This is a genomic window from Aporhodopirellula rubra, assembly GCF_014192335.1.
In the GTDB taxonomy this organism is placed as follows: domain Bacteria; phylum Planctomycetota; class Planctomycetia; order Pirellulales; family Pirellulaceae; genus Rhodopirellula; species Rhodopirellula rubra.
In genome coordinates this window covers 158,616-180,225 of record NZ_JACHXU010000014.1, presented here as the reverse complement: position 1 = coordinate 180,225, position 21,610 = coordinate 158,616, and the positions used below count along the sequence as shown (strand labels likewise).

Genomic DNA, 21,610 nt, shown 5'->3' with positions numbered 1-21,610 from the left:
TCAAATGCGATGCAACCCGCTTCCACCCTGAACAAAAAAATTTGCAAGCCACATTACGTTGAAGCCTGGTGTCGTCATTTCCACTGACTATTCCGACTTCTTTTTCAATTCTGCGCCCTTCGAGAGCATATCAAACATGACGAAACTAACTGCGTCTAAAATTACCGAAATCATCACCTCGTCCGCTGCACTGCGGTGCCGCTTCACTTTGCAGCCAGCGGGAGGAGAAGGCGACAAAGTGTTTCCGCCGACTTACCTTGATGCTAAGTATGCGTGCGAAGACCGTACCGTTGTGGTCGATGGCGAGGCAAAATCGGTTCCCTGCGTATTGCTGGATTCGGTTCAGTCGCAGGCCAACAGAATGGAAGACGCACTTCAAGATGCACTCGATTACGGGAAAATTCAACTGCCTATCGTCGCCGTCGATTTCTCCGACGTTACGTTAATCGATCCGATTGGAAAAATCACGAGCTTGCAGGCGCCGCACAGGATCGCCGATGCAATTTTGCGAGATTCGGAGTTCCAGGGAGTTCCATTTCGCAAGTCCGAATTGGGTAAGCAAATCGACAACGTGAGCATCCGCAATGCGACACCGTTGTTTTCGCTTTGTCCCACGGCTCTCGTTTTTGGCGTTTGGGACTCCACTGGGCCCAAGGGCGGCCTCGGCGCAAAGTTCGCTCGAGCGTTGGTGTCGGAGATCATTGGCTACGACGTCAAGCCCGGCGTCAAAACGGGTAGCCGCATCGACCCGTTGCAAATTCGCGCAGGGGCGAAAGTGAAAATCAATAAAAAGGACAGTACATGGACGCTTGCAAAGGCGGGTGCAAAAGACGGCAAGTCACCCAGTGAAGTTAATCATGGAAATATTCCACCAACCATTGACTCAAATGCTGGCGGTGTGACCGTCAGCCGCGCGGAACAAACAACTGTGATTTCGGTGCCCGCACTTAGGAAACTGAAATTCCCCATCGACGGTCAGTACAAGGTTGAATACGATCACGCCGCCCAAGCAGTGCTGCTTTCACTTGGTCTTGTCGCAGTCACGCTTGCGGCGGAAAGTGGGCAAGATCTTCGCAGCCGCTGTCTGCTTTGGCCAAGTGAGGCCCCGACCTGGGAGTTACTTGGCAAACCCGGTACTGATACAGAGAAGTTTGAAATTTCGGCCGACGAAGCCATCAGCCTCTACGAAGCTGCCGTCATATCAGCTGTCGATGTTGGTCTCCCTTACAACACCGATCCAATCGAGCTGACTCCCGGCAAGCAGTTGGTCGAACTGCTGCAGAGAAGTCAAGAAATTGCCGCTTCGGTCGGTTCGGAGGGCAACGAATGATGTGGTCCATCAGCGTTGAATTCTTACGCGGCGTTTGCGTTGCGACAGACACCGGCAAATGGGACAAGCCTGAATGGCCACCTCATCCGGCTCGACTTTACATGGCGATGGTCGCCGCGTTTTTTGAATCATCCCACCCAGAAGATTCCGAAGAATTGCTAGCCTCGCGTCGCGACGCGATGCATTGGTTGGAAGCTCAGCAGGATCCAGAGATCCTGGCCTCGGATGCGTCTTCGCGAACTCCCGTCACGGTGTTTGTTCCTGTGAATGATTCAGTTAAGGCAGATCAGTTGTTGGCAACCAGCCGAAGTCGACAGCCACGCTTTTTCCCAACGTCGATTCCTGAGGACGAAGTGATTCACTTTGCATGGCAGGGAACGATCCCCGACAAAGTGGCTGAGCAACTAGAGAGCATCGCGTTTCACGTGTCGAGACTCGGCCACTCAAGCTCACTTGTGCGGGTCTGGATCCAGCGGAACTTCGAGTTGGAATCACATCGTGGCAGACTCAACTACTGGGCTCCGTCGGCGAACACAGAGGTCTCGACATGTCAGATGCGGATTATTTCGGTTGGGGATTTGGAGTCGATGGAATTGCGGTTCAATTCTGACGCTGTCGAAGAATTCGTTCACTTAGAAACGGAAATCCTTGAGAGCAAGGGAAAGGCAACGAAAACACTGAAACAACAACTCGAAGAGAAGTTCCCTGAGGGAAGGCCAAAGTCGCTTCGTCCTCGCGGGGCGGTCTCCCGAGGGTACGCAAAGAAAATGGCGGCAGAACGAGACGTTCGGCAAACAGTATTCGACGAGAACATGATGGTGCTGGCGTTTGATGACACGCCCACAATTCATCTTGAGTCGACGCTTCAGTTGGCGGGCGCCGTGCGGAAAAAGATCCATGACAATTTTGTAGGTCGCCATAGCCCTGAGTGGCTCGGAGGCCACCAAGCCAATGGCGCCCCCGCTGTCGAGGCGCATGTAGCGGTTCTGCCATTGCCATTCGTCGCGCATCAACATGCGGACGGTCATCTAATGGGAATCGCAATCGCATTTCCACGGAGTATCGACGAGCGTGAGAGAGCTGTTGCCATTCGCGAGATTTTCGAGAGAGACCCTGATACTGACGAATGGGTGCTGAACCTTAATCTGAACCACTTCCGGAAACTTACCGGCGGAACGGTTGCGTCTCTTCCGATTCGCTTGGTGCGGGAAATGAGGCTCAATCCGCCACGAACTCTTCTCGCAATGACGTGGACAGAGGCCAGTTCTGTTTGGGAAACCGTGACTCCAGTGGCATTGGATCGGTTTCCAAAGACTGATCGCCTGGCCAACCGCGAGGAGTGGAACGAAGAAGTTTCCGGCATCATCGCGTCGAGTTGTCGTAACATCGGCTTGCCGGATCCAATCGGCATCGACGTGCACCACAACCCGTTTATCAACGGCACTTTGAAAGCGAGGCCCAGTGGCGGCGGGTTCCCAACAATGCGTGCGAGAGATGGCAAGGCGAGTCGATATCAGGTGCACGCAAGAATCGAATTTGACACATTGGTCCAGGGGCCTGTCTCGATCGGCGCGGGACGGTTTGTCGGGTACGGATTCTGTCGCCCTAATCATTCCCGTGGTAGTGAATGTCGAGGTGCGAAATGAACGAGCTCACTTTCAGCGATTTCAACGATTATTTTGGTGCGTTGTACCACGATCACGAGGGAACGCCCTTTGCTCCCATGAAATGGCAGACCAGGCTGGCAGCCGCTGCATGCGAAGGCCAGTGGCCAACGCATATTTCGGTTCCCACTGGCGCCGGGAAAACATCAGCCATAGAAATTGCGGTATTTGCGTTGGCGGTTCAGGCAACATTGTCTCCTGATAAACGCACCGCACCGATGCGAACTTTCCTGGTCGTTGATCGACGAACGGTCGTCAGCGAAGCCTTTTTGCGAGCGAAGCGTTTGAGAGACAGGCTTTACACCGCAACGGACGGCATCCTCAAAACTGTCGCTGAACGCCTGTGTTACTACAGTCCAGATTCAATACATTGTGCTCCGCTCAGGGTCGTCGAGTTGAGAGGCGGAATCTTTCGAGATCCAGCTTGGTTTCAGTCGCTAACGCAACCGATGATTGTGACTAGCACCGTTGATCAAGTGGGTTCGCGTTTACTGTTTCGGGGTTACGGTGTTTCTCGGTCGGCACGTCCGATTCAGGCGACGGCGGTCGCGCATGACAGCTTGGTTATTTTGGACGAAGCACACATATCGAAGCCGTTCTCGCAGACACTCACGGCGGTCCGCAATTATCAAGCGAAGCAATGGAGCGAGATTCCTCTTTCGTTGCCAATGAATGTGGTCCAAATGACGGCCACTCCACCCGACGCCCCCGGTGCCGTCAGGCTCGAGATCAGCGAAAAAGAGTTGGCAGACAAGACCACCCGCATGGGGCATCTGGTAAATACGTCTAAGTTGACAACACTCGATGTTGCCACGAAGGCGAAAGGGACCCAAGCGACGTCACAACTTGCCAAAGTCCTTGTGGAGAAGGCAACGAATGAAGTGTTCTCGGAGGACAGCAAAGCTCTCGCGATTGGCATCATGTGCAACATGGTGGACACCGCTAAACGAACCGTTGAAGGATTGTTGAAGGACAAGCGAATTTCACGACAACAGGTTCATCTTGTCATCGGTGCGATGCGCCCAATCGATCGGGATCACCAAGCCAAAGTAATTGGTGACAAAATTGCCACCGGCGTTGAAAGGCACCCGACAGACGAGCCCATCTTTGTGGTGGCAACTCAGTGCATCGAGGTTGGCGCTGACTACGACTTTGACGTGCTTATCACCGAAGCCGCCCCTGTTGATGCGTTGACTCAGAGGTTTGGGCGTCTTAATCGCGGAGGGCGATCGATCACCGCGACAGCACATGTCGTGATGCGAGAAGACCGCATTAAAGCGGACAAACTGTTGGAATCCGACGAAAAGGCATTCAAGTACCAAGATCCGATCTACGGAAACGCGATGAGTTTTGCGTGGAATTGGCTTCAGTCCATCGCGGTCGATCAGAAGATTGACTTTGGTATTTCTGCTTTCAAGCAGCATGTATCGCGTCTTGATTCGGATCAGCGCAATCGCATGTCAACGTCGTCGGAGGATGCGCCTGTGTTGTTGCCCGCACACCTTGACTTGCTTTGCCAAACATCCACTGACCCTTGGCCGAGCCCAGATGTTTCATATTGGCTTCATGGACCGCAACGCAACGAACCCGACGTTCAGGTTTGCTGGCGTGCAGACTTGGATTCTGTGGTCACGTCGGCCGGAGGAGCAGCCATGCTGTCGGTTCCACGCCTCGGTTCACCCAAAGCACAAAACGACCGGGTTCATGCAATTAGTGTTTGCCCGCCGTCATCGCCGGAATGCCTGAGCGTGTCGATGCGAAGACTTTTTGCCTGGCTGGGCTCTTTGATCAGTACGAAAAAGCTGGAGAACGATCAATCCGCAGACATCCCATCGATTGCTGATGAAGCGAAGGTCTCTCGGGACGCGATCCCAGTGCCGTTGCGTCCAGTCGCGTGGCGGGGCCCAAGCGATAGCGTCGTCGTCCAGCGATTAAGTGAAATCAAACCGGGTGACACACTCGTTTTCCCCGTGACTGCAGGAGGCTGGAATGAATTGGGCTACATCCCGTCCACTGGTGAAGATGGCGATCACGCGGAACTGGGACGCTCTGTGCGGCAGCAACTGCTTGACGCTGCGTTAAGCGACGAAAGCCAAGTCAAAATGGATCGCGACGACTTTGACCTTTTGGCCAAAATCGATATCGGCTCGAGTGCCTTCGCCCAGTCGCGGGACCAGGCCTGCGTTCGATTGCATCCGAACTTGCTCAATGACGCGGCCTTAACCTCGCTCTACTCTGATCAAATGAAAAAAGGGAGTGAGTTCCACATCACTCGTGGAGAACTTCACGAACTGATTTGCCAGCTCCCTATAGGCGTTGCAGCTAGCTTTGAAAATGTTCGTCCATCCCAGCTGAGATGCGAAGTATATGGATCCGTCCCGCGATTGGCCGTAACGGCGTTGGCTGCAAGCACGGCTTCGACCTCCTTCCCGCCTGGTTTGACTGACGACGGAGACGATTCGCTGTCACAAATTCATGCGGGCAAACCAATCGAACTGAAAGCCCACCTGAACCGTGTTGCTCGCATGGCGCAGTGGAACGCAACCATCTTTCCGGCGTCCGCGTTTGAGAAGACGATCGTTCGCTCCGCCGAGGTTCACGATTGGGGCAAGGCGGATCCGCGATTCCAAGCCATGCTGATTGGTGGAGATTTGCTCGCTGCTCACTGGGAAGATCGCTTGTATGCAAAATCAGCTTCGCTGATCAGTGGTGCCCGCGCGCGGAAGCGTCTCCACGATCAGAGTAAATTGCCGCGGCATTTCAGACACGAGCTACTAAGCGTTGCCATAGTGGAACACAACATGACCGAAGTGTCAGAGGTCGAGGACGCGGAATTGCTTCTGCATCTCGTCGCTAGTCATCATGGTCATGCAAGGCCTTGGGCTCCCGTATGCGAGGACACCTCGCCACAGCTGGTTTCGTTGCATCGCATCGGTCTGTCCGACGTGGAAATTGACGAGCAAACGCGATCCGAGGTTGCTTACCACCGAGTCGACTCGCCCATTGTTGATCGGTTCTGGAGACTAACACGAAAGTATGGATGGTGGGGGCTGGCTTGTCTTGAAACATCTCTTCGACTCGCTGATCAACAGGTCAGCCAAATGGAGTCTTGGATCCAATCCAATGATTCCCACCAACGCACCCCCGCAGAACCAACCGGAGTCACAAGATGACCGTTGATCGAAGTGAAATCGCACTACGTGGTCTCGACGGATCGAATCCGCTCGCGTTTCTGGCGGCAATTGGAGCGTTAAGAAGTTGGACGATAATTTCTCCCAATTCCCACACAACGATGCGTTGGGAAATCGTCGGGGGATCATGGACACCGATCCTCGCGTCTTCAGAACCGGGATTCACTAAAGACAGTCTTTGCGAACGACTTGATGATTGGCTCTCGGAAGCACCTCAGATCCCATTGCTAGAACTTCTCGGGGATAACCTAACAATATCGCCGAAGTCGTTTTCCGGATTCTCAAGAACGGAACTAATGAAAGCGCAAGAGGGTGATGCTGCTGCACTTGTCTCGCTGGCATTTCTTGCGGCCTTTGGAACGGATGCGACACACCAATCGCACTCCAAAAATCGCCAGTTGATGCAGGACACCGCGCTTCGCACGATGAGCGGAGCGGGAAATCAGCACTTCCTTAAGTCCATGCGAAAGATCATTTCACAAACGTCGGTGAAGCACTTGCGATCGTCACTGTTTGATTTGTGGCGATATACCGACGAAGGACGCGGGCTGAATTTACGGTGGGACCCAAGTGACGACCGTCGCCATGCATTGCGTTGGAAGGAGCCTAGCAAAGATCCGTCAAAGGCGATGCGTGGTGCGAACCGTTTGGCGATCGAGGCAATCCCAATGTTTACAACGGCGCCCATGTACGGAAACTTGCAAACAACTGGATTCCGGTCTCATCGTGGCACGTTCTGGTCATGGCCAATTTGGAGTGTCGATGCAAGTTTACCTGCAGTGCAAAGCACATTGCAGTTGTCCGATCTGTTTTCAGAATCTGACCCAACGAAGTTTCAAGCACTGAAATCTCGCGGCATCGCGACAGTATTCAGATCTCAACGCATCACTGTTGGCAAGTTCCGAAACATGACGCCAGCAGTCGCAGTATCCATTAACTCGGAGTAGCCGCGACCGCCCACGTCCACGTTTTTTCTCAAGTCGGTTGTTTCGTTCTATTTTTCCTGGCCTCGTGGTGCAGGTTTGGGGGCGGTTGCGCATTTTCGGAAGGTTGCTTTCCATGAGACATTCTTACCTGGTGACGTACGACATCTGTGACCCGAAACGTCTTCGCAAGGTGTTCAAGACGATGCGTAACTGGGGGGATCACCTGCAGTACAGCGTTTTTGAATGCCAGCTCAACCCAGAAGAATTAACCAACCTGAAGTCGCGGATTGTCGACATCGTGCACCATCACGAAGACCAAGTCCTCTTCATCAATCTCGGGCCCGCTGCCGGTCGCGGTGACCGCGCGATCACAGCGATTGGAAAACCCTACACACCCGTGGATAACGCCTGCGTGATTGTATGATCTTCCTTCGACGCCAGATCCACTCTTTAGATAGAGCGGTTTGACGGCTACCACATCCAGCCAGCTTCCGCGTTTTAAACCACGACTTCAACGGATTCCGTCATCCACTTCGTTCCCTAAAGGCAGCAACACCATGATCCCTGCGCGAATGATCAATGAAGCGGTTTACTGTGACCGCCTGTATTACTTGATGCATGTCGAAGGACAATTCCTAACCAATCGCTTTACCGCCGATGGTGATTTTGTCCATCGACGTGTCGATGCCAAAACGGATGCATTGATTGCCCAAGCACGATTGCCTGGCATGGCGGCGGACGTGGAAGCACGCGACGCGGAGAATGGCGTCGACACGAACCAACCGCTCCTGCCAGAACCGCCTCCGCGTGATATCCACGCACGGAGCGTCACCTTGGGCTGCGACGATCTCCAAGTCATCGCCAAACTGGATTTGGTCGAGACCGATGGAACCATCGCAACACCGGTCGACTACAAACGGGGATCGCCGAAACGTGGTCCCGACGGATCGATCATCGCTTGGGATCCCGAGCGAGTGCAAATTTGCTTGCAAGCGTTGGTATTGCGTGCCAACGGATTTCAATGCGATCGAGGAGTCCTGTATTTCAACGAAACGCGTCAACGTGTGATAATCGAGATCGACGAAGCGCTCATCGAATTGACCAAGGCTGCCGTGATGCGAGCTCGCCAACTCGACGACCTTCCCAAGCCACCACCTCCGCTCATCGCCAGCCCAAAGTGCCCCCATTGTTCGCTCTCGCCGGTATGTCTGCCCGACGAGACCAACCGCTGTCTCCCCGCACCTGAAGTCGACGGCGCCAAACCCGTCGTGCGGTTGCCCGCCACACCCCGCGACGACCAACGACCACTGTATTTGAATACGCAGGGACTGTTTGTCGGCAAGTCCGGCGAAGTCCTGCAAATCAAGAAAGATGGACGTATCGTTCAAGAGGTCCGGCTGCGAGAAATCAATCAAGTCAACCTGTTCGGCAACATCCAAATGTCGATCCAGTCCCTGCAGACGCTTTGTGAGTTGGACGTGCCGACGGTGATGTTTTCCAGTCACGGCGGCTTTCGCGGCATGCTTCAGACGACCGGTTTGAAAAATATTCTGCTCAGACGCAGCCAGTTTCGGATCGCCGATGACGCAGAACGCAGCTTGGAAATTGCCAAGTTGTTGGTAAAGGGAAAGATCGCCAACTCACGCGTTCTTTTGATGCGAAATCATATCGAACCGCCCGTCTCCGCGATCAAAGAGCTCAAACGCATCGCGTCGAGTTGCGACCGGGTCACATCGGCGGCGACTTTACTCGGCGTCGAAGGCAACGCTGCCAGAATCTATTTCAGCCACTTTTCCGGCATGTTGAAACCCGGCAGTGAGCCAGCCGATCCGGCGGCAGCGGTGCCACAACCGCCAAGATGGGCGTTCGATTTCACGACTCGCAGTCGCCGCCCGCCACGTGATCCGGTCAACGCCATGCTGTCATTCGCCTACAGCCTGCTGTCCAAAGATTTGACCGTTGCCGCCGCATCCGTTGGACTGGATCCCTATTTGGGTTTCTATCATCAGCCGCGCCCCGGAAAGCCCGCCTTGGCGCTGGATTTGATGGAGCCCTTTCGTCCCTTGATCGCCGAATCCGTGGTCATCACAGCGGTCAACAACCGGATGGTCACACCAGAACACTTCACGCCCGGTGGCGAGGCAGTCCACATGACCGAGTCCGGACGCAAAGCGTTTTTCAGAGCTTATGAAATCCGGATGGATCAATTGGTGACGCATCCGCTGTTTGATTACCGTGTGAGCTATCGACGGTTGTTGGAAATTCAGACGAGACTGGTCGGAAAAATGATCTCAGGCGAGATTGAGGCGGCACCGATCTTCGTCACACGATAGAAATCTTTGACAACGCAATACCAGCTCGCGCAAGGGGCCATTCTCGCATAAGAAAGACGCGAGCGGTCAGGTAACGACCAATTCCCCCTCCCCGCTCGCAATCACAAACACGTGTAAAACATGAGCCAAACGTCGATTCCTCTCAATGGAAGAACCGCAATCTCATGAAACCAACGTACCGCTCGCAAAACGCTCCGAAATCGCCTAAATTTCTGGACATACGCCAGGGGCCCCCTTCCGCGTTCATTGGAACGCGGCCTCATTGAAGCCGGCATCGCTCGCAATGATAGCCGTCAAATCCGTGCGAACCTTCCGCGTTCATTGGAACGCGGCCTCATTGAAGCTAGGTAATCTTGTTCCCTAATAGAAAGATACTCACCCTTCCGCGTTCATTGGAACGCGGCCTCATTGAAGCCAGGGAAGTAGTTTTCCAAAGCGTACACTACACTTGCACCCTTCCGCGTTCATTGGAACGCGGCCTCATTGAAGCAAACGTTTGCGTGCGTTCTTCTACGATCAAACGAAAACCTTCCGCGTTCATTGGAACGCGGCCTCATTGAAGCGATAATATCTGATTTCGCTTCAATCAGCTTGTCGACCCTTCCGCGTTCATTGGAACGCGGCCTCATTGAAGCAAGGGTAAAAATACGTTGATTTCTTTTGAGTGATCGCCTTCCGCGTTCATTGGAACGCGGCCTCATTGAAGCTGAAGTAATAGAAAACCCCGCACCCCGAGCCGACCAACCTTCCGCGTTCATTGGAACGCGGCCTCATTGAAGCGAACTTCTTGCCGCCGGCCGCCTTGCGGTTCTCCGGCCTTCCGCGTTCATTGGAACGCGGCCTCATTGAAGCGGTCCGACCAACGGTTGTGATAACCAGCATCGCCCACCCCTTCCGCGTTCATTGGAACGCGGCCTCATTGAAGCCATCCTCGGCATGTTGGGGTTGAGATACTCCAACGCCTTCCGCGTTCATTGGAACGCGGCCTCATTGAAGCGCGTCAATCGCGTCGAGTGCGTATCCGATCGCTCGCCCTTCCGCGTTCATTGGAACGCGGCCTCATTGAAGCGTGGAAAAGGTTGCCCCGCCGACCCGCCAAGGTTCGGCCTTCCGCGTTCATTGGAACGCGGCCTCATTGAAGCCCGTGATTTCGAGTGCTGCCTGATGATCGGTCACATCCTTCCGCGTTCATTGGAACGCGGCCTCATTGAAGCGAGGGTGTTTGGTTTCAATCGGCTCGGATAACCCAACCCTTCCGCGTTCATTGGAACGCGGCCTCATTGAAGCTGCTTTTCGATCGACGACCTGCCGCCGCCGCAGCCAACCTTCCGCGTTCATTGGAACGCGGCCTCATTGAAGCAAGGGTTTCGCCAGAGCCCACACCGCAGGCAATATCACCCTTCCGCGTTCATTGGAACGCGGCCTCATTGAAGCCTCGACCAAGCGAGCACGGTCAACCAAATCAACTTCCTTCCGCGTTCATTGGAACGCGGCCTCATTGAAGCGTTCGCCGGATCGTATTTACCAGCCCGTTCATGTCCCTTCCGCGTTCATTGGAACGCGGCCTCATTGAAGCTTGTTCATACACTTCGTAACTGGCTTGCTTAACCATCCTTCCGCGTTCATTGGAACGCGGCCTCATTGAAGCGAACCCTGCCGGGGGTGCTATCAGGAGAAAAAGCATGCCTTCCGCGTTCATTGGAACGCGGCCTCATTGAAGCAGTCCTTCGCTATCTTCTAGCCGCACATAATGCTGGCCTTCCGCGTTCATTGGAACGCGGCCTCATTGAAGCGGGTGAGTGCTTTCATCGCTGAGGGTCGGATAAACGGCCTTCCGCGTTCATTGGAACGCGGCCTCATTGAAGCCGCGAGCGGATCGAGGGTGCGAAAGTGCTGCTCGATCGCCCTTCCGCGTTCATTGGAACGCGGCCTCATTGAAGCTTGGCCTCGGCGCTCGCATACTGCCAAAAAACGCCGACCTTCCGCGTTCATTGGAACGCGGCCTCATTGAAGCGCCGAAGGCGTCAGTTTCTCGGCCGCGTGCGAGCAACCCTTCCGCGTTCATTGGAACGCGGCCTCATTGAAGCGCATTGCTGATCGCCGCGCTAGTGCTCGCGAGCTTCCTTCCGCGTTCATTGGAACGCGGCCTTATTGAATGCTCTTTGCCAGCAGTGCATGGGAATCGTCGCCATTTGAGAAGAAGCCGCAAACTCACGCTCTTCGTCCACGTTTCGCGCACGCGTGACTCTCTGGGTGAGTAAAACGTTCCGTCGATGGTCAATTTTACTCTGGCAGATCATTTGATCGTTTTGCCTCCGATGCGCGATACGAAGTTTTTTCGTTCCAGCGTGGTCCGTCGATGCGGCACGTCAAACTCAGCCTCGCCGACGCAGGTTCACAGCGGTTTCCACGAGAGAATCCTCGTCAAACCAACTGTCCAATCGAGTCAAACGGGCGGGCATGGCATCGGCGGCATGCGGCGCGTCATCACCGACGTTGCCATGTTTCACGATCACGGTCGCTCGACATTTCCAGCTGGGCGAGCATGTTTCACGCAGACACCGAAATGCTCTCAAATAGCGGGCATTGGGGCTGTTCGTTGACTCGAATCACTTGTCTTGGCAACGACATTGGGCATCATTGCAACGCTGTGCAGGAGAGACGACGGCGATGAGGCGAATGGCCTCTCGCTCCTCTCGCATGGCCCGTATCCATGACGGAACGGTAGCTGGCCGGATGACCCGGCACATGGTTTGCAAAAGGCTCTCAGCCTTGCTGCGACACAGCCACCTGGAAATGTCGAAATGGAACGGAGCACCAACGCAATGAACACTACCATCCAATTTGTCTCACGCTTCACACGTGAATCAATCGCACACGCAACGTCCTCCTGCTCGATGTTGCTTTTCGTGGGTGCGATGTCAGTGGCCATGGGATCGCCGAGTCAAGTCGCGGTCGGGGCCGATGCTCCGGTCATCTCGTTTGACTTGCCCGCGACGGCCGTTGCGGTGCCGGTCGTTTGCGAACGCCCCGATGACCTGATCACCAGTGACGCGGGTGAGCCTGTCGAGATCACGTTACGATTGTCCTCTTTGGTCAGCGGAAGTGTCTTCCCGCAAATCGATCGCTGGATGATTCGCTGCGTGCCTCGCAATCCGTCGTGGCGTGTTGTTAACTACAGCCCACGAACGGAAACGGCTAGCGAGTACGCCGGACCGATCCAAGTCAAAACGTCGGACGAAGACAGCCAGTCGTTCGGAATGGCGGTCGACGTGGTTCAAGGATCGATCGGTAAAGCTCACGTGGGCGGCGACAAGGGGTCCAAGCAAACCGAGTCGTTGCAATTCGATCGTCACGCACCGCTGCATGCCGTGACCGCGGCGGGAACGATCGAGCGTGGACGTGGCGTTTACTACAAGCTCCGGTGGACCTCGACTCAGGTGCTCGAAGGCGAGAAGGAGTTCAAGCTCACGTTTGACGTTCCCGCCGGTTTCCGATCGGGACTTGTCGACGTGTCGGTCGTCGCATTCGGACGCTCGTCGAAGAAGAGTTCCGTCAGTGACGCGTTCTCGCAAATTCCAGTGTTGGGTGAAGATCGTGACGCGATGCGACCTCTCGGTGAGGGCCGGTTCGTCGTCGCCGTCCACGCCGAGGGCGACCCCGTCGCTTGGCAAGCCGCTCGCGATTTCGCTGACGCCGAAGCCACTCTGCGACATGAGGCCCGTAACGTTCGTGCCACCTCTCCCGCTCGATCGCTGTCGACGCTGCTGCGTCACGTTGCCGCGAAACTGGATTCCGATGCCGTTGACCTGCACAGTGATTGGGCGGAACGGTTGATTTTCGCCAACGCCGATCCTTACACCGACCCGATTATTCGCAAACTGCCCGCCGATGTCCGCGTGGTCGCACTGGAATACTGCGACGCACGACGTGCCGTGGAAACACTGCAAACGCGGATGGCAAACAGTCAGAACGCAGAATTTCAACTGACCGATTTGGTGAAATCTTCGATCGGGCGACCACAATAAGGGTTAATCATTCCGGTTGACGGCGGGCATAATGAAGGAGGCGAGCGATCAACGTGATCCTCGCCGGCTTCATTCGATCTCTCCCGCATTGGTTCGCCGTGTGCCGTTTCGTATCCACCGCTGTTTCGACATCCTTCCTCGCTCGACTCGGGCTAGCTCTGCTGTTCGTGTTCGCCTGCGACGCCGGTGTCACGCCATCGATCCATGCCGCGGAATCTTCCGCTTATGCGAAGCAATCGAACGAAACCGAGAAGGTATCCGGCGACGCGGATCCCGATCGCGGCTTTGACTTCTTGACCAACCACGCGTTGCTGCCGAGTGATTTCGATCAGGAAGTTTTTGATGATCTATGGCGAAGTTGGCCCGAACCGCTAAAGAGCCGAGCGGCGGACGCATCAATCGCCGAACGACGAGCCATGGCGTTTGACCGATACGGGCTGACGCCACGTCCTGACGCGACCGGGCCAACAACCGACACGAACAATTCATCGACGAGCGTTGCCAAACCAGCCGCGTTGGAACCAACGACCGACGGTAGAGAAGATCCAGGCCTGCCGCTGCAGTATGTGGTTGACGAGGAAGGCAATTGGACAATGAACTGCTTTTCATGCCACGGCGGTTCGGTTTACGGACGCCCCACACCCGGCGCCCCCAACAACCGATTCGCACTGCAAACGTTAACCGAGGATGTCCGCAGCACCAAGTTTCGTCTAGGGAAACCGCTCGGACGAATGGAACTCGGTTCGCTGATCATCCCGTTGGGGACGACACACGGGACGACCAATGCGGTCGTTTTCGGGATGGGGCTGATGCATTACCGCGACGACAATTTGAATGTCGTGCAACGAACGCCGGTTTCATTCACTCACCATGACATGGACGCGCCGCCGTGGTGGTACTTCTACCGTCGTCCCTACATCTACATCGACGGGTTCGCGGAAAAGGGACACCGAGGATTGATGCAGTTCACTCTCGTTCCCGAAAATGACGCGAGCTTTTATCCCGAAAACGAAGACTCATTCCGAGACGTTTACGCGTATCTCTCGTCACTGCGCCCGCCTAAATACTCCGAATCGATTGACGCCGCGTTGGCAGACAAGGGAAGGCACCTGTTTGAGCAAACGTGTGCCGAGTGCCATGGCACCTATGGGCATGCAAGCGATGCGGAATCCATTGCCGCCTACCCGAACCGAATGGTACCGATCGACGAGATTGGCACCGACGCGGTGCGTCATCGAGCGTTAACGGTCGCCGGACGAGAGCGATATTCTCGCAGTTGGTTCGCAAACGCCGGTGAACCGGATGAACAGACGACGTTGACGGATCCGAAGGGATACGTCGCACCACCGCTCGATGGCGTGTGGGCGAGTGCGCCGTACTTTCACAACGGCAGCGTGCCGACGCTATGGCATGTGCTGAACCCGAGTGAACGACCGACTGTGTGGCGCCGCGTTGGTGAGGCGATGGATGAACGCCAAATCGGCTTGACGGTTGAAGAGGTCGAACGGGTGCCGTTGGAAGAACCGGACGTAGCAATACGTCGCGGCTACTTCGACACGCGTCGGTTCGGCAAATCCGCAGCCGGGCATGATTACCCCGACGCTCTCGACGAAGACGAAAAACTCGCCGTCCTCGAATACCTCAAAACGCTTTAGCCGCCGCGGCGATAAACGCGAGGTTGCCAATGAGAGCGTTTATCAAAAGAGGCGATGTGATCGGCAACACGCTGTGCGGTTCAAGCGATCACGATCATCCACGCTGCCGATGCGACCGTTCCACCAACCAACGTCCATCCAACCCGTTTGAGATGACGGGCAGGGGGCGGATAGAGCAACAGATAAACACTCATGACGAGCATCGGGACTACCGTGATCGCGAGCGAGTGACCGACGGCGATCAGCACGCCGGTTAACAGTGAGAACGCGATAAGGCAGGACCAGTGCAGAATCTTCGAGCGACGTTTCTGAGCCGCGATCACACCACGCACCGCCATCGTCGTTGCACCAAATCCGATCAACCACGTTGACCATACCGCGAAGGCATGAACCGGAACGACACCGCCTGCCAAGAGGATCGGAACGCAGGGGATCGACAAACCGACGACACCCCACATTTGCCCGGCCAGCGTTCGGTGTTGCCCATTTAGTCCCAACGCAAACGATGAGACCGCCATCAACGCACACGCCGCCAACGCGAGACGGACCGCATTGGATCCAGTGAAGAGTGCGATCAGTCCACACGCCGTTGCGATGCCAAGCAGCGCGACCAGTTGCCCTCGCGCCGCCGGCGTCGCACGCTTGGCTCGTTGCCCGCGGTGTCCCGCCGCAACGAGCAGCGGCTCGTGCGCCAAAAAACCGGCGATCGACGCGCCCACGACACACCACCCCGGAACGCTCGGTCCCGCAATCACTAGCGCGGTCACCATCGGAATCCCCAAAATCGCATACGCCCCATGCTCTTTCGGCTGCAACTTGGCCGACGCGCCCGGAGATTGGCTGGCATTGGATTGAGGACGGGAAGAAGCCGAGTCGGCGGGCATTGCAGTGGTGGAACTCACGGGATTCTTTGCTCAAACGGTCGGACGCATCCTGAAAGCGAAATGGATCAGGACCTAACCCCAAACCTACACCACCAGGAGCATGTTTGTCGCCTGGTTTTCGTGCGGCACAACGTCACACGGCGTCTATCCACCAGCCGCTCCAAAACGCGGCGATTTCCAGTTCCTGCAAGGCATTCTTGAGACGAAACGATTCGACGCGAGTCAGCGCAGGGACGCACAACCGTACACGCAATCCCAGGAAAACTGTTCCGGTCGTGCGGGTTTGTCGGACGCGGCGTGGTTGTTTCCATTCTGCGGGCCGTTCGGCCACACGCGATTAGACCGATCGAGCCGATAGTTCCAGCGGGGACTGTCTGGTCGGGATGTGACGATCGTCCCCGCGAGTCGCCTTCACAACTGCGACGCGAAAAGCACGCTCGAAAACGGGCCACGCGACTTTCGCCGCGCCATCAACCACCTGTGTGATTGTCAATGAAAAAGCTGCTTATCTCCACGACCGCTTGCTCGGTTCTCGCGATGACGGGATGTGCACAACTCGGCACTTACGCTCACTTCGGCACGAAGGCTCACAAGAACGCCGCAACGGACTCGATCATCATCAGTGAAACGGCGACCGACGCGCCGCTGATCTCACCCGTAAGCCAGCGACAATCTCCTGCTCAATCGCATTTGGAAGACGCGAGCGGAAGTCCTACGGCGCTGATGCAGAAGCCAGACATGAGGTTAGCCGTTCCGATCATTGAGACGGTTGATTACACCGACGACGGCGCGTTCGGAATCAATCTGCCGAGCGATCCAAACAGCGATTCGAAGCCGAGTTTGAAACAACGCCTGCAAACGACCTTTGCACCGAAAGAGACCGCTGCGTCTCGCGATGACGAAGCGTACGAGTCGTCCACCAACGTGAACACGAATGGTGAGACATTCGTGATCGAGCCGTTCTCGATACCGCCGATCGTCAGCGCCGACTGCCCCGAATCGTTTGACTTCAATGGCATTGCCTACGGGGAAACTCAGCAAACCTACACGTTGGCCGATGTCGAGCAATTGGCGTTAGGCAACCATCCCGCGATCGCTGCAGCAAGCGCGACGCACAGCAAGGCGGCCGGATTGCGTGCACAGGTGGGAACTCGCCCCAACCCGACACTCGGCTACTTCGGCCAACAGATGGCGGACCGCAACACGGACCAGCATGGCATTTTCGTCGAGCAAGAATTCGTTCGCGGCAACAAACTCAAACTCAATCGCGAGGTGCTCGGTCATACGACGCGTGCCCAAGCGATGGAAACCGAAACACAACGCCACCGTGTGTTGACCGACGTTCGCGTCCGATTCTTCGAAGCTCTCGCGGCTCAACAAAGTCTTGAAGCGACGCGGCGATTTTCACTCGTCGCCAAACGAGGCGTGGAAGTCGCCGAGGATCGCGAACGCGCCGAAGAAGGAACGTTGATCGAAACGTTGCAAGCCCAAACACTCCTCAGCGAGATCCAGTTAGCGGCCGAGCAAGCCGAATTCGCCTATCAGGGCGCGTGGCGAGACCTGGCCGCAATCGCGGGTATCCATGCGACAACGCCGGCGAATTTGGTTGCGGAACTGAATCCGTCCGGCGTCGCTCCCGATTGGGAATCGACCTACGCATCGATCTTCAGCCAGAGCCCCGAGTTGTCGGTTGCTCGCGCGATCGTCTGCGAGAAACAAGCGTTGTTGCGTCGTCAACAGGTTCAATACATCCCCAACATCACGGGGCAATTGGGCGCTGGATACGACGTCGGTACCGATAACGGAATGATCAACCTACAAGTCACCGCGCCGATCCCCGTTTGGAATAAGAACCAAGGCAACATTTCCGCAGCCTATGCCGACTACGTGCGTGCGACTCAAGAGGTCAAACGAATCGAGCAGTCGATCCGGTCTCGGTTAGCCCGCACGGCACAGGAGTTCGAATCGGCGTTGGCGGCCGTACGAAAATACGAAGACGAGATTCTGCCGCAGGCGCAAAAGAGCCTCGACCTCTCTGAAGAAGCCTACCGGGCGGGCGAGTTGGAATTCCTGCAGGTGTTGATCGTGCGGCGGAGTTTCTATGAAGCATCGATTCGCTTGATCGACGCCAAAGGTCGCCTCGCGGGTGCGTCCGCGAAGGTCGACGGCTTGCTGCTGACGGGTGGGCTCGACTCCCCGACGGACTATACCGATGGCGACGGAATCCGTGGGGCTTCCTTCGGCGGCCAATAGCGACCGCTGACACATCTATCTTGTTTGTCCCTTTTTTACACTCGGGATATTTGAACGTTCGACGCATTGCCGTGTCTTAGAATCGACCTAGGAATCTGGTCGACGAAACCGTCAAACGGTCCTTCGTTATGACACACGGGATGTGATTCTCACAGACAATTTGGTGCATGTTTCATCGCTGTCTCTATACAGTATGATGACCTTTCGCAGTCAACGCACCGAAGGAGAATGTCGTTGTCGAGGCGATCTATTCACAGTGTATGCGTCGTTCGCAAACACTTTTGAAGAGCCTTAACATCGCATTGGTATAGAATCCTTCCAATCATACGTTGCTGCGCACAATGACACCGACAACCACCACGAATGTGAGAGAGCAAGAATGTCGAAATGGATCCTGCTGTTCGCAGCTGCCACCTGCATCATGGCCCCCGGACGCGTCGTTGCCGACGAACGTCCCAATATTGTCTGGATTTTTTCAGACGATCACTCCTACCAAACGATTGGTGCCTACGGCGGTCGGTTGCAATCGCTTAACCCCTCACCCAACATCGACCGGCTCGCGGCCGAGGGAATGCGATTCGATCGTGCTTATGTCGGCAACTCGATCTGTGCTCCGAGTCGAGCGACATTGTTGACCGGATTGCACAGCCATCTCAATGGCAAGATTGACAACATCGGCCCCTTCAATCACGACCAGCAACAGTTCCAAAAGATCCTGCAAGCCAACGGATTTCAAACCGTCATGGTCGGTAAGATCCACTTGAGCGGGAAGATGCAAGGTTTCGACTACTGGGAAGTGCTGCCCGGCCAAGGCAAATACTACAGCCCTGAGTTCATTACTGAGGAAGGCAAGACACGCTACGAAGGCGAATACGTTACCGACGTGATCACCGAGCGTGCGATCAATTGGCTTGAGAACGGACGCGACGAGGAAAAACCATTCATGTTGATGGTGCACCACAAGGCGCCACACCGGAACTGGCAACCGGCGAAACGCGAGATGAGCCGATACGAAGACATCGAGATTCCTGAACCTGACAATTTGTTCGACACGTATGAAACACGCGGCGTCGCGGCGGCGGGACAGGAAATGGAAATCAACCGCCACATGAACCTCGAGAGCGATCTCAAACTGGCGAGCCGATTCGCCAACGATCCTCAATATGCGGATCGTCAAAAATGGTTTGCCGAAAACAAGCCGACCGGAATTGATTTGATCAAATGGAAGTACCAAACGTACTTAAAGGATTACCTGCGTTGCACATGGTCAGTCGACGAAAGTATCGGCAAGATCCTCGATTCGTTGGAAGAACAAGGTCTGACCGACAACACGATCGTGATGTACAGCTCCGACCAAGGGTTCTACATGGGCGAGCACGGTTGGTTTGATAAACGGTTTATGTATGAAGAGTCGTTCCGAACACCTTTGATCGCGCGTTGGCCCGGTAAGATCAAACCCGGTTCGGTGAACACCGACCTCGTCCAAAACATCGACTTTGCCGAAACGTTCTTGGATCTCGCCGACGCACCGATTCCGGAGGAAATGCAAGGCAATAGCCTCGTGCCGTTGCTCGAGGGCAACACACCGGATGATTGGCGTGACTCGCTGTATTATCATTACTACGAATACCCTGCCGTGCACAGCGTTCGTCGTCACGAGGGTGTCTTTGACGGTCGTTGGAAACTGATCCGATACTACGGCCGAAATGTCCCTAACAACGAAGAATGGGAGCTGTTCGATTTGGAAACCGACCCCAGCGAAATGAAGAACTTGGCCGGCAATCCCGAGTACGCTTCACGCATTGAATCGCTTAAGAAGGAGCTCGCTAGCCTGCGAGACCAGTACGACGTTCCTGACGAAGATTGAACGCGTGAACGTGTCCCCGCTCCAAACTCGCGATTACCTGACACGGTGGGCCTTCGGGCTCGCCGCCGGCACGCTGCTCGTTTGGGGCACGTCACCCTGGTTCGTGCGTAGTTATCACTCGCGCGTTTTCGACCCGGTATGTCACGACTGGGTGTATCCCGCCTCCACCCAATACCGTTGGCGGAGCGAAGGATACGCGACGACCACGATCGGTGTGCACGGCATGCCGGGCCGCACCAACCTGCCACCGTCCACCACCGAGCGAGTGATCGCATTGTGGGGCGACTCGCAGGCGGAAGGCGTTTGCGTCGCGGATTCGGACAAGTTGTGGAGCCAACTCGAAAGCGAAATCGCTGGTTCGAAAAACGCTTCGTTCGCGGTTCTGCCGATGGCCCGCAGTGGCGAGGACGCGTTGGACTGGACGAGCCGTTTCGCGCGAGTCGAAAAACAGCTCGGCGTGACGGAGCATTTTGTGCTGATCTGCGAACTCGAGGATCTGGAGTCGCTGGCAGAATCGCAATCGAACGCGGACTCGAACGCGCTCGCCGAGGCGGCCATACCTGGCAGAACAGATATCGATGTCCCGGTCGAATCCCTTTCGGTCAACGCTGTGCCGCAATGGTTGGACTTGGTTCCTGATTTCGTCGTCCACGCGGCGCGGGGGCTGATCTTCGATGGTGATACCAGCCAAATTCGAACGCTTCGATTCCGGCCCGGACCGGTGGCGTCCACGGCAGTGACTCAGTCGACTCAGACGTCCGCCACGGTTGATCCGAACCAGCCACCGGAGGCGTTTCCGGCGAGCGTGATTGCTCGGCGTTTGGCCGATGCGACCACGAATCCGATCACGATGATCTACGCACCACAGATTCCTGTTGTGATGGGCGATCGAATCATTCGTTCGGATGCCCACGATTCGCAATTTCGAATGCTCGAGGCTGCACTGGCTGAGCAGGGGATCACAGTCATCGATTGCCGGGACGGACTTTGGGGGGCAGCGGCGCAGGGACATTTTCCACACGGATTCAACAACGGCCGAATCGGAAGCGGCCACCTCAACGAAACCGGCTACCGCGTGATCGCGGCACAGGTCGGTGCGAAAGCCGGATCGAATTCCCGGTAAGTCGCCCAGGCCATTTGTTTTCTACACGGAGAACGATCGTCGAAAAACGACACAGAGTTGGTCGGTCTACATTTGCCAAAACGTCTACCAATGCGTCTACCGAAACTTTGGCCAAAACCTCGGCCACCCTATGCCGACGAAGCGACAACCGAAACTCGCGGCGACCAACGAAACGTGCGGCGACAACCAAAACTTCCTTAGCTAACGTCCGGCGCGGTGAATGCGGCGCACAAAAAAAGCCCGCATGGCCGGTGGCCGAGCGGGCTTTCTTGATTGAATTCTCGCAAACACGTTCATTCACGAGACGCGTTTGTATTCCGATCCCGTTTGTCGATCGACTGAGACCGGTGATTAGT

At 55.8% G+C, this 21,610-nt stretch carries 13 protein-coding genes and 1 CRISPR repeat array; of the genes, 11 read left to right on the top strand and 2 right to left on the bottom strand.

What is annotated here, in order from left to right; translation table 11 throughout:
* The first annotated feature begins 58 nt into the window (after nt 1-58).
* From cas7g to cas4g/cas1g, 6 genes are all read left to right on the top strand, one after another.
* Entirely contained in the window at nt 59-1,330 is a 1,272-nt protein-coding gene (cas7g, locus tag FHS27_RS18950; RefSeq protein WP_221225213.1) for a type I-G CRISPR-associated RAMP protein Csb1/Cas7g, read from the top strand.
* A complete protein-coding gene (csb2, locus tag FHS27_RS18945; RefSeq protein WP_184306446.1) occupies nt 1,327-2,976 on the top strand; it encodes a type I-G CRISPR-associated protein Csb2 in 1,650 nt (549 codons plus the stop codon). Before cas7g ends, csb2 begins: the two co-directional genes overlap by 4 nt.
* Entirely contained in the window at nt 2,973-6,167 is a 3,195-nt protein-coding gene (gene cas3g, locus FHS27_RS18940; RefSeq protein WP_184306445.1) for a type I-G CRISPR-associated helicase/endonuclease Cas3g, read from the top strand. Before csb2 ends, cas3g begins: the two co-directional genes overlap by 4 nt.
* The gene (locus FHS27_RS18935) at nt 6,164-7,132 is read left to right on the top strand and encodes a type I-G CRISPR-associated protein, Cas3-extension family (RefSeq protein WP_184306444.1); all 969 of its coding nucleotides are present in this window, start codon (nt 6,164-6,166) and stop codon (nt 7,130-7,132) included. Before cas3g ends, FHS27_RS18935 begins: the two co-directional genes overlap by 4 nt.
* A gap of 112 nt (nt 7,133-7,244) precedes the next feature.
* Nucleotides 7,245-7,535, top strand: a complete 291-nt coding sequence (cas2, locus tag FHS27_RS18930; RefSeq protein ID WP_184306443.1) for a CRISPR-associated endonuclease Cas2 — start codon at nt 7,245-7,247, stop codon at nt 7,533-7,535.
* Nucleotides 7,536-7,668: 133 nt separating this feature from the next.
* Nucleotides 7,669-9,444: a CRISPR-associated endonuclease Cas4g/Cas1g gene (gene cas4g/cas1g, locus FHS27_RS18925; protein WP_184306442.1), complete on the top strand. Its 1,776-nt coding sequence runs from the start codon at nt 7,669-7,671 to the stop codon at nt 9,442-9,444.
* A gap of 233 nt (nt 9,445-9,677) precedes the next feature.
* Nucleotides 9,678-11,602: direct repeats of the CRISPR family, unit length 36 nt; unit sequence CCTTCCGCGTTCATTGGAACGCGGCCTCATTGAAGC.
* A 217-nt stretch (nt 11,603-11,819) separates the two neighbouring features.
* Here the strand turns inward: cas4g/cas1g and FHS27_RS31420 are convergent.
* The gene (locus FHS27_RS31420; RefSeq protein WP_261363945.1) at nt 11,820-11,954 is read right to left on the bottom strand and encodes a hypothetical protein; all 135 of its coding nucleotides are present in this window, start codon (nt 11,952-11,954) and stop codon (nt 11,820-11,822) included.
* 315 nt (nt 11,955-12,269) lie between these two features.
* On the opposite strand from FHS27_RS31420, the gene FHS27_RS18920 reads away from it, so the two are divergent.
* The gene (locus tag FHS27_RS18920; RefSeq protein WP_246420153.1) at nt 12,270-13,472 is read left to right on the top strand and encodes a hypothetical protein; all 1,203 of its coding nucleotides are present in this window, start codon (nt 12,270-12,272) and stop codon (nt 13,470-13,472) included.
* Between the two features lie 53 nt (nt 13,473-13,525).
* Complete coding sequence (locus FHS27_RS18915; protein WP_184306440.1) at nt 13,526-15,127, top strand: c-type cytochrome; 1,602 nt, start codon at nt 13,526-13,528, stop codon at nt 15,125-15,127.
* An 80-nt stretch (nt 15,128-15,207) separates the two neighbouring features.
* On the opposite strand, the gene FHS27_RS18910 is transcribed toward FHS27_RS18915, so the two are convergent.
* Nucleotides 15,208-16,029: a YwiC-like family protein gene (locus FHS27_RS18910; RefSeq protein ID WP_315854624.1), complete on the bottom strand. Its 822-nt coding sequence runs from the start codon at nt 16,027-16,029 to the stop codon at nt 15,208-15,210.
* A gap of 474 nt (nt 16,030-16,503) precedes the next feature.
* Here FHS27_RS18910 and FHS27_RS18905 point away from each other — a divergent pair, with 474 nt between their 5' ends.
* The 3 genes from FHS27_RS18905 to FHS27_RS18895 all read left to right on the top strand — a co-directional run bounded on the left by FHS27_RS18905 (nt 16,504) and on the right by FHS27_RS18895 (nt 21,254).
* The gene (locus tag FHS27_RS18905; protein WP_184306439.1) at nt 16,504-18,264 is read left to right on the top strand and encodes a TolC family protein; all 1,761 of its coding nucleotides are present in this window, start codon (nt 16,504-16,506) and stop codon (nt 18,262-18,264) included.
* Nucleotides 18,265-18,643: 379 nt separating this feature from the next.
* Nucleotides 18,644-20,131, top strand: a complete 1,488-nt coding sequence (locus FHS27_RS18900) for a sulfatase family protein (RefSeq protein WP_184306438.1) — start codon at nt 18,644-18,646, stop codon at nt 20,129-20,131.
* A gap of 4 nt (nt 20,132-20,135) precedes the next feature.
* Nucleotides 20,136-21,254 carry a hypothetical protein gene (locus FHS27_RS18895; RefSeq protein WP_184306437.1) on the top strand — a complete coding sequence of 373 codons (1,119 nt, stop codon included), beginning with the start codon at nt 20,136-20,138 and terminating at the stop codon, nt 21,252-21,254.
* The last annotated feature ends 356 nt before the right edge of the window (nt 21,255-21,610 follow it).

Excerpts from the sequence above, each read along its gene's own strand:
- csb2 (WP_184306446.1), top strand. The coding sequence starts at position 1,327 with ATGATGTGGTCCATCAGCGTTGAATTCTTACGCGGCGTTTGCGTTGCG.
- cas3g (WP_184306445.1), top strand. The coding sequence starts at position 2,973 with ATGAACGAGCTCACTTTCAGCGATTTCAACGATTATTTTGGTGCGTTG.
- cas2 (WP_184306443.1), top strand. The coding sequence starts at position 7,245 with ATGAGACATTCTTACCTGGTGACGTACGACATCTGTGACCCGAAACGT.
- FHS27_RS18935 (WP_184306444.1), top strand. The coding sequence starts at position 6,164 with ATGACCGTTGATCGAAGTGAAATCGCACTACGTGGTCTCGACGGATCG.
- FHS27_RS18900 (WP_184306438.1), top strand. The coding sequence starts at position 18,644 with ATGTCGAAATGGATCCTGCTGTTCGCAGCTGCCACCTGCATCATGGCC.
- FHS27_RS18920 (WP_246420153.1), top strand. The coding sequence starts at position 12,270 with ATGAACACTACCATCCAATTTGTCTCACGCTTCACACGTGAATCAATC.
- cas4g/cas1g (WP_184306442.1), top strand. The coding sequence starts at position 7,669 with ATGATCCCTGCGCGAATGATCAATGAAGCGGTTTACTGTGACCGCCTG.
- FHS27_RS18905 (WP_184306439.1), top strand. The coding sequence starts at position 16,504 with ATGAAAAAGCTGCTTATCTCCACGACCGCTTGCTCGGTTCTCGCGATG.